The sequence below is a fragment of the Komagataeibacter sp. FXV3 genome (genome assembly GCF_015155755.1).
Taxonomy (GTDB): domain Bacteria; phylum Pseudomonadota; class Alphaproteobacteria; order Acetobacterales; family Acetobacteraceae; genus Komagataeibacter.
Genome location: NZ_VWPI01000175.1, coordinates 1 through 5,553 on the forward strand (window position 1 = coordinate 1; position 5,553 = coordinate 5,553).

Genomic DNA, 5,553 nt, shown 5'->3' on the forward strand with positions numbered 1-5,553 from the left:
GCCCCCGGTCGCCCAGGAGGTCGGGGCGGACGTCAACCCGGCGATGGCCAAGGCCGCCGCAGCGCCAGCCCCGCACGCGCCTGAGGTCGTACCAAGCGTTCCCGTCGTACCAGTGCAGACGGATACAGCCTTCCGTGCTGCCATGCCACGTGACCCGCAGCTCCAGAAGGACGCAATCGCCGCATACAGACATGCGATCATGGATCTTGCAGGCCGTCTTGATGGACGCCTTCCGGTCACAAATGTCCTGTATGAAAAGACGGAAACCGGAAGGGAGCAGACAAAAAAACCGGCGGTTTCCCCTTCGATAACTTCGGCGGCGACAGCAAATTCCCAGACTTCTCTCTCCCGCGTTCTTGTTCCTGCCGGACGGGGGATTTACGCCCATACGGTTTCAGCAACCAACAGCGATCTCGGGGGAGAAATCATCCTGGAAGCTGATTCAGGTCCACTCGCTGGCGACAGGATGAAAGCATCCGTCAGAAGGGCCGGGGGACATCTGAACAGGCTGGTTGTCCGCGTTGATCAGGTCTTCCATAAGAATGATCCGACCCCGATCCAGGTCGAAGGTATGGTGGTTGCGCCGGACACCATGGAAGCTGCCGTGGCCTCAAGCGTTGACCAGCTATACGTCGAGCGCTTTGTTCTTCCCGCCGCTGCCGCCTTTGTCCAAGGGCTCGGGCAGGCGATCGAGATGACGTCGAACACGACCGGTTCGATCGGAGCCCTCGGCAACGTCAACTACGTCCAGTCACTGAATTTCCCGCAACAACTGGGCGTGGCGGCCGGTGCAGCGGCCTCGCAGGTCAACAGCGCGCTCATGCAGCAGATGCCGACCCAGCCGCGCGTAAATCTTGCCGCTCAGGTCAGTGTTGGCGTGATCTTCATGTCGGACGTCGTCATGAAGAAGTAAGTTTTCGGGCACCGGTCGCATGATATCGGCGAATTCTGCACTCTCTACCAGAAGGCAGCATTCACCATGACCTCAGCCGCAACCGCAACGACGTCCCGGGATCCGTTCAGCGCGGATCGCGGCATTGAACCTGTCCCGTTTCGCAAGCTGGGCACGACGCCCGAGCCTGACCCTTCGCCCACGCCGGACACAATTGCCGAGCCTCTCTCTCCTCACCCGCAACCTGTGACAGCAGCACCTGACAGAAACCGACCCGTTCCACATGCAATAGCCCTTTTCAGGGCGCTTCCGCGTCGCAGGCAGGTCATGATCGCGGGTACTGCCGTCGGCAGTCTGCTCTCCCTCTTCCTCGTGATGGGCATAACAAAGAGGCAGGCGTCTCCCGTGGCCCAGGAAGTCGGAATGATTTCCGCTCCGCTGCCATCAGGCCCCAAAGCGTCTCCCGCGCCGGGACACTCACCTACATCATCGCCATCATCGCCGGCACCTCAGGTCTCGGCTACAGATGAGGATCTCAAGGCACTTCTTGCGATGAAAAAGCCGCCCCATCCCGCCGGCCCAATACCGGCTACCCCGTCGGCCGAGAACACGCCCGCGCAGAAACACGACACTGGCATCGAAAAGGCTGTTCCGACGGACGATGCGGTCCAGAAAGCAAGCCGCCTGCAAGCGGCTCCCATGACATCGGACGACCAGTTGCAGGTGCTGCAGCTTGTAACGGAAGAAGCAGCACTGGTGCAGCGGACCCGCAGCGAGATCGCAGCGCTCCGGCAGGATCTTGACCGGCTGCGTATCGCAGATACGGCAAAGGCTTCGGATCTCAACCGCCGGATGTCGCTCCTCGAAGCGAAACGAGCCGTGGCCGACGCCGAAGCACCCCCGTCAGATGGACCGGCCACCACACGTGCCGCAGCCGACAAGGCACGGGCAGCCCTGGAAGCCGCGGCGGCCGAGCCGCAGCCAACACCAACGCCGCCGCAATTTCCAGCGTCCCGGACAGCGAAAATGCGTCAGGCGCCTCCTGCTCCGCCCCCGACATGGACGCCGCACTACCGGATACTTGCTGCATCTCCCCAGCTTGCCATGGTGCAGGACGACGCTGCGCCGGCCGGGCAACCGCCGCAGTCCGAAATCGAAATCGGCACCGATCTCCGCGGATATGGTCGAGTGCGCGCCATCTCTCAACGCGGCACGATGTGGGTGATCCAGGCTGAACGCGGCATCATCCAGTAAGGCAAGGAGACATCGACGTGCAAGGTCTGGTCAACCTCGTCAACGATCTCGCTCTCGCCATGGCCTGGCTGCTGCCAATGGCCTGCTATATTGCAGCCTGGATTGCCTTCCTGACCGGGACATGGGGATTATGGCAGCAGCGCCAGCCCCAGAACCCGTTCGTCGGCCGTCCCTGGGTGCCCTGGATCGGGATTGTCCTCTCCGGCGTCTTCGCCACTTTTGACAGGATACTCACCAAATCCACCACCTCTGCCGGTCTCGATACGCAGGTTTCGCTGGGAGCTTCTGTCACCGGCTATACGGATGCCGCGACCGGAAGCGTCATTTCCGGGACCGGCCCAGAGGATGCCATCCTGTCAATCGTCAGTGATTTCGCCCTGTTCTTCGAAATGTTCGGCGCCTGGGCGGCGTTCATGGCGGTCGTTGCGTGGAACGCGTCGGCGACCGGAAAAACAAACCGCTCAAAACTCAGTTGCCTCATCCAGTTCGTTTTCGGCGTGATCCTCCTCAATCCCGTCAAGGAAGCAACCTGGATCCTGAGCCACTGGACAACGTCCGGCTAAAATCATAACCCAACCCGTAGCGCTGAGATTAGCTAAGGTTCGACCTTCCTGCGCATTTTTTTGATAACCGATAAACATGATAAAATTGGGAAATAATAACCCGAAAAAGCGGGGCGCCCCCATCTGGTGAGATGGTCACATATGGCCGTGCGCCAGGGCATTAACCATGCTGGAGCAATCCGCAGCCTGATCGCAAGGGAACTTGAAGCCGCCAAACACGATGACTGGGATGGGTAATCTTGTTCATAACGAGCGGACCAAGCTGCGGGCAAACCTGCAGGATACCGCTGCAGGATCTTGCCTTTCGCTAGGTGTCCTATCTCCTTTGGCTGCGTCATTTTTTAATCTGACAGCCAACCGCATTCCTACTCATATCGTTATCTTGGGAGTCGCTTTCTGGCTGGGAATGGCATATTTTCTCCCTCAACGGGCACAGACCGTTTTAGGGGGGCTTCGAGAATGACCTTTATGCAGTTCTTCGCCTTCATTGGCATGCCAATCATCATTGGTGTTCTTGGTTATGGTATTTCTAAAATACCTATCAAGGATAATTGAAAATTTATCGTCCATTCCAACCAACGGTTGACCGTGTGAAACTTGTTTATAATGAGGGTAACAGACCCATCAAAGTTGAGGCCCGTACAAAAATAGGGATGTATTCGCGGTAGCACCTAAACTACGCTCGATCACTTTCGCTTACTGTTCATATTTTCTAGAAATTAAACAAGAAATATTTTATTATTACTAAATATTCGAGTGATTCTGGATAAAGATATATGCCCCGGATTTTTATGCTATCGGGTATACGAGGTTGATGGCGACCTGTCGAAATGGCTAAAAGTTGCGGGATGCCCGTAGTTTTCACTTTACAGCAACTACGGTAATCCCGTATTATCGTCTCATGGATAACAGGTTTGACCCCGCAAAAGACCTCGCCAACCAAAAAAAGCACAAACTGTCTCTGGCCTTTGGCGACCGTATTTTCGAGGACGATAATCACCTGATCTTGCCCACCATCCGCATTGAGGATGAGGAGGATCGCTACAAAGTGGTTGGCGTCGTGGGCGAGAAGCTGTTCACCGGTGTGTTTGTCTGGCGGGACGATCTGCCCCGCTTTATTTCCGTGAGAAGGAGCAACAAAGGTGAAGAGAGAGCATATCATTCTACCTGCTGATCCGGCGGATTCCGAAGACCGCGCGGTATCCATCGAAGGCATGGAGCGTGGGCAAAGGGCGCGGTTGATCCGTAAAACCCGTAACGATCTCGGTCTGTCTCAGGTCGAGTTTGCCAGCCGTTTCCGCGTTCCTGTCGGCACGTTACGGGACTGGGAGCAGGCACGGGCGATGGCCCCCGACTTCGCTGTAGCCTACGTTCGGGTCATCGGACGGCACCCCGATATGGTAGCTCAGGCAGTGGCCTGAGCTGCCTTCCCAACGAGCCGGGGATTCAGCCCATCAACCCCAAACGCCGGATAGCCATTTTTATACCAAAGTCATAGTGTACCGTTCGACAAGATAGATTTTTTCGGAAAAAACATTCGCAGTCGCATGTTACTGGCCGAAGACTCCTCCGAGGGACATGCCTCCCTCTTTAACGGAGCCCTTGACCATGAACCTCTCTCGCACAAGCATCCCCGACACGGGGCGATTGACGCGTCTTGTGACCAAACGGGTCGGATACAGCCAGCGTGCCGTCACGGCACTTGGCACATTGGCCGTCCCGATCCTCATTGCCAGCCATGCGCTGGCCCAATCCGCAACCGGCAGCGCAAACGGTATCGGGGCCCAGATGCAGGCCACCGCCCAGGAGGGGCTGACAGCGGGCGGCTTTGTCGCTGCAGCATGCATGTATGTCGCTGCCTTCATCTGCTTCATCGGCGGCGTATGGGCGGCCTGGCAGAGCCGCAACGAACAGAACCGTTCGCCCGGAAAGGTCGGTATGGCAATCGCCGGCATCGTGCTGTGCGGTCTGTTCGCAACGGGTCCGCAGTGGATCAACAAGGCTGCCAACACCGCGTCCGGTGGCTCGGCAACCGTTGGTACGCAGGCTCAGGCCTATCAGTTTACGAGCGGCGGCTAGGAACCCGATCGCAATGGCCCGTCTCACACAGTCTTTCCGGCTGCTGCCGCGCCCATGGGATCCGTCAGCGCCAGGCGCCGGGGAGATGGGTGAGCCGGGCCTTTTCACATGTGCCTGCTGCGGCCTGATAACGCCTGGTCGCAGGTTTCCATGGCACGGTGACGGACCCGGACCTGTCTGCGCCTTATGCAATATCCTGCAGGATCCGACCCGTCCGGCCATCGAACGCGAAGCCGTCCTGATATGGTGGCCGAAACTGTCGCAGACACGCATCATGACCCTGACCCGCTGCGCGCATCAGGCCCTCATGCAGACGCTCGGCAACGGGCCAAACGGACAGGATGTCGTCTGGCATCGTGCAATGGACGCGATCGCGTCAGGGTCGGATACCGCGATGATGCCTGCGCAATGCAAAAGCGCTCTCGCTGTGCTCCGCGCTCTGCACGCGCGGACGGCCGAAGCCCGGCGGCGGCTGGAGACAACGTCTCCCCGACTGCTGGCGACTGCCCTGCTGATGGCGAACCGGGCGGACCCGCAGATCAATGAAAGCGCGACAGCCCTGATGGACGGCATCCGGCTCCTCCCCCTGGGCCGTCTCCATAACGGACCCACCGACATCTACCCGGCGCTTGTCAGGGGGTAATCCCCCCATAAAAAGAGTGGCTTTTGAATGAGAATTTTCTCAGCGTAAGGATGAGGAGATTCTGATGAAGAGTGATCGCTTTACTGACGCGCAGATCATGGGTGTGATCCGCCAGGCTGAGG

The 5,553-nt window shown here is 58.4% G+C and carries 8 protein-coding genes; 7 read left to right on the forward strand and 1 reads right to left on the reverse strand.

Features of this window, described 5'->3' with window-relative positions; all coding sequences use genetic code 11:
* Positions 1-193: hypothetical protein (locus tag F1542_RS17270; RefSeq protein WP_227672829.1), on the reverse strand; the 193-nt coding region annotated here is incomplete at its 3' end.
* A 6-nt stretch (positions 194-199) separates the two neighbouring features.
* Between F1542_RS17270 and F1542_RS16590 the strand changes: the two genes are divergently transcribed.
* From F1542_RS16590 to F1542_RS17275, 7 genes are all read left to right on the forward strand, one after another.
* Positions 200-913 carry a DotG/IcmE/VirB10 family protein gene (locus tag F1542_RS16590; protein ID WP_227672830.1) on the forward strand — a complete coding sequence of 238 codons (714 nt, stop codon included), beginning with the start codon at positions 200-202 and terminating at the stop codon, positions 911-913.
* A 531-nt stretch (positions 914-1,444) separates the two neighbouring features.
* The gene (locus F1542_RS16595; RefSeq protein ID WP_227000647.1) at positions 1,445-2,146 is read left to right on the forward strand and encodes a hypothetical protein; all 702 of its coding nucleotides are present in this window, start codon (positions 1,445-1,447) and stop codon (positions 2,144-2,146) included.
* Positions 2,147-2,163: 17 nt separating this feature from the next.
* Entirely contained in the window at positions 2,164-2,709 is a 546-nt protein-coding gene (locus tag F1542_RS16600) for a hypothetical protein (RefSeq protein ID WP_025811668.1), read from the forward strand.
* 901 nt (positions 2,710-3,610) lie between these two features.
* The gene (locus F1542_RS16605; protein WP_025811670.1) at positions 3,611-3,883 is read left to right on the forward strand and encodes a BrnT family toxin; all 273 of its coding nucleotides are present in this window, start codon (positions 3,611-3,613) and stop codon (positions 3,881-3,883) included.
* Positions 3,852-4,130 carry a DNA-binding transcriptional regulator gene (locus F1542_RS16610; protein ID WP_003625676.1) on the forward strand — a complete coding sequence of 93 codons (279 nt, stop codon included), beginning with the start codon at positions 3,852-3,854 and terminating at the stop codon, positions 4,128-4,130. Before F1542_RS16605 ends, F1542_RS16610 begins: the two co-directional genes overlap by 32 nt.
* A gap of 187 nt (positions 4,131-4,317) precedes the next feature.
* Positions 4,318-4,788, forward strand: coding sequence for a hypothetical protein (locus tag F1542_RS16615; RefSeq protein WP_025811676.1), 471 nt, complete (start codon positions 4,318-4,320; stop codon positions 4,786-4,788).
* Between the two features lie 274 nt (positions 4,789-5,062).
* Positions 5,063-5,431 (forward strand): hypothetical protein, encoded by a 369-nt coding sequence (locus F1542_RS17275; RefSeq protein ID WP_227672831.1) that lies wholly within the window; start codon positions 5,063-5,065, stop codon positions 5,429-5,431.
* The last annotated feature ends 122 nt before the right edge of the window (positions 5,432-5,553 follow it).

Coding starts and splice junctions, on each gene's coding strand:
- F1542_RS17275 (WP_227672831.1), top strand. CDS start 5,063: ATGACCCTGACCCGCTGCGCGCATCAGGCCCTCATGCAGACGCTCGGC.
- F1542_RS16590 (WP_227672830.1), top strand. CDS start 200: ATGGATCTTGCAGGCCGTCTTGATGGACGCCTTCCGGTCACAAATGTC.
- F1542_RS16605 (WP_025811670.1), top strand. CDS start 3,611: ATGGATAACAGGTTTGACCCCGCAAAAGACCTCGCCAACCAAAAAAAG.
- F1542_RS16595 (WP_227000647.1), top strand. CDS start 1,445: ATGAAAAAGCCGCCCCATCCCGCCGGCCCAATACCGGCTACCCCGTCG.
- F1542_RS16615 (WP_025811676.1), top strand. CDS start 4,318: ATGAACCTCTCTCGCACAAGCATCCCCGACACGGGGCGATTGACGCGT.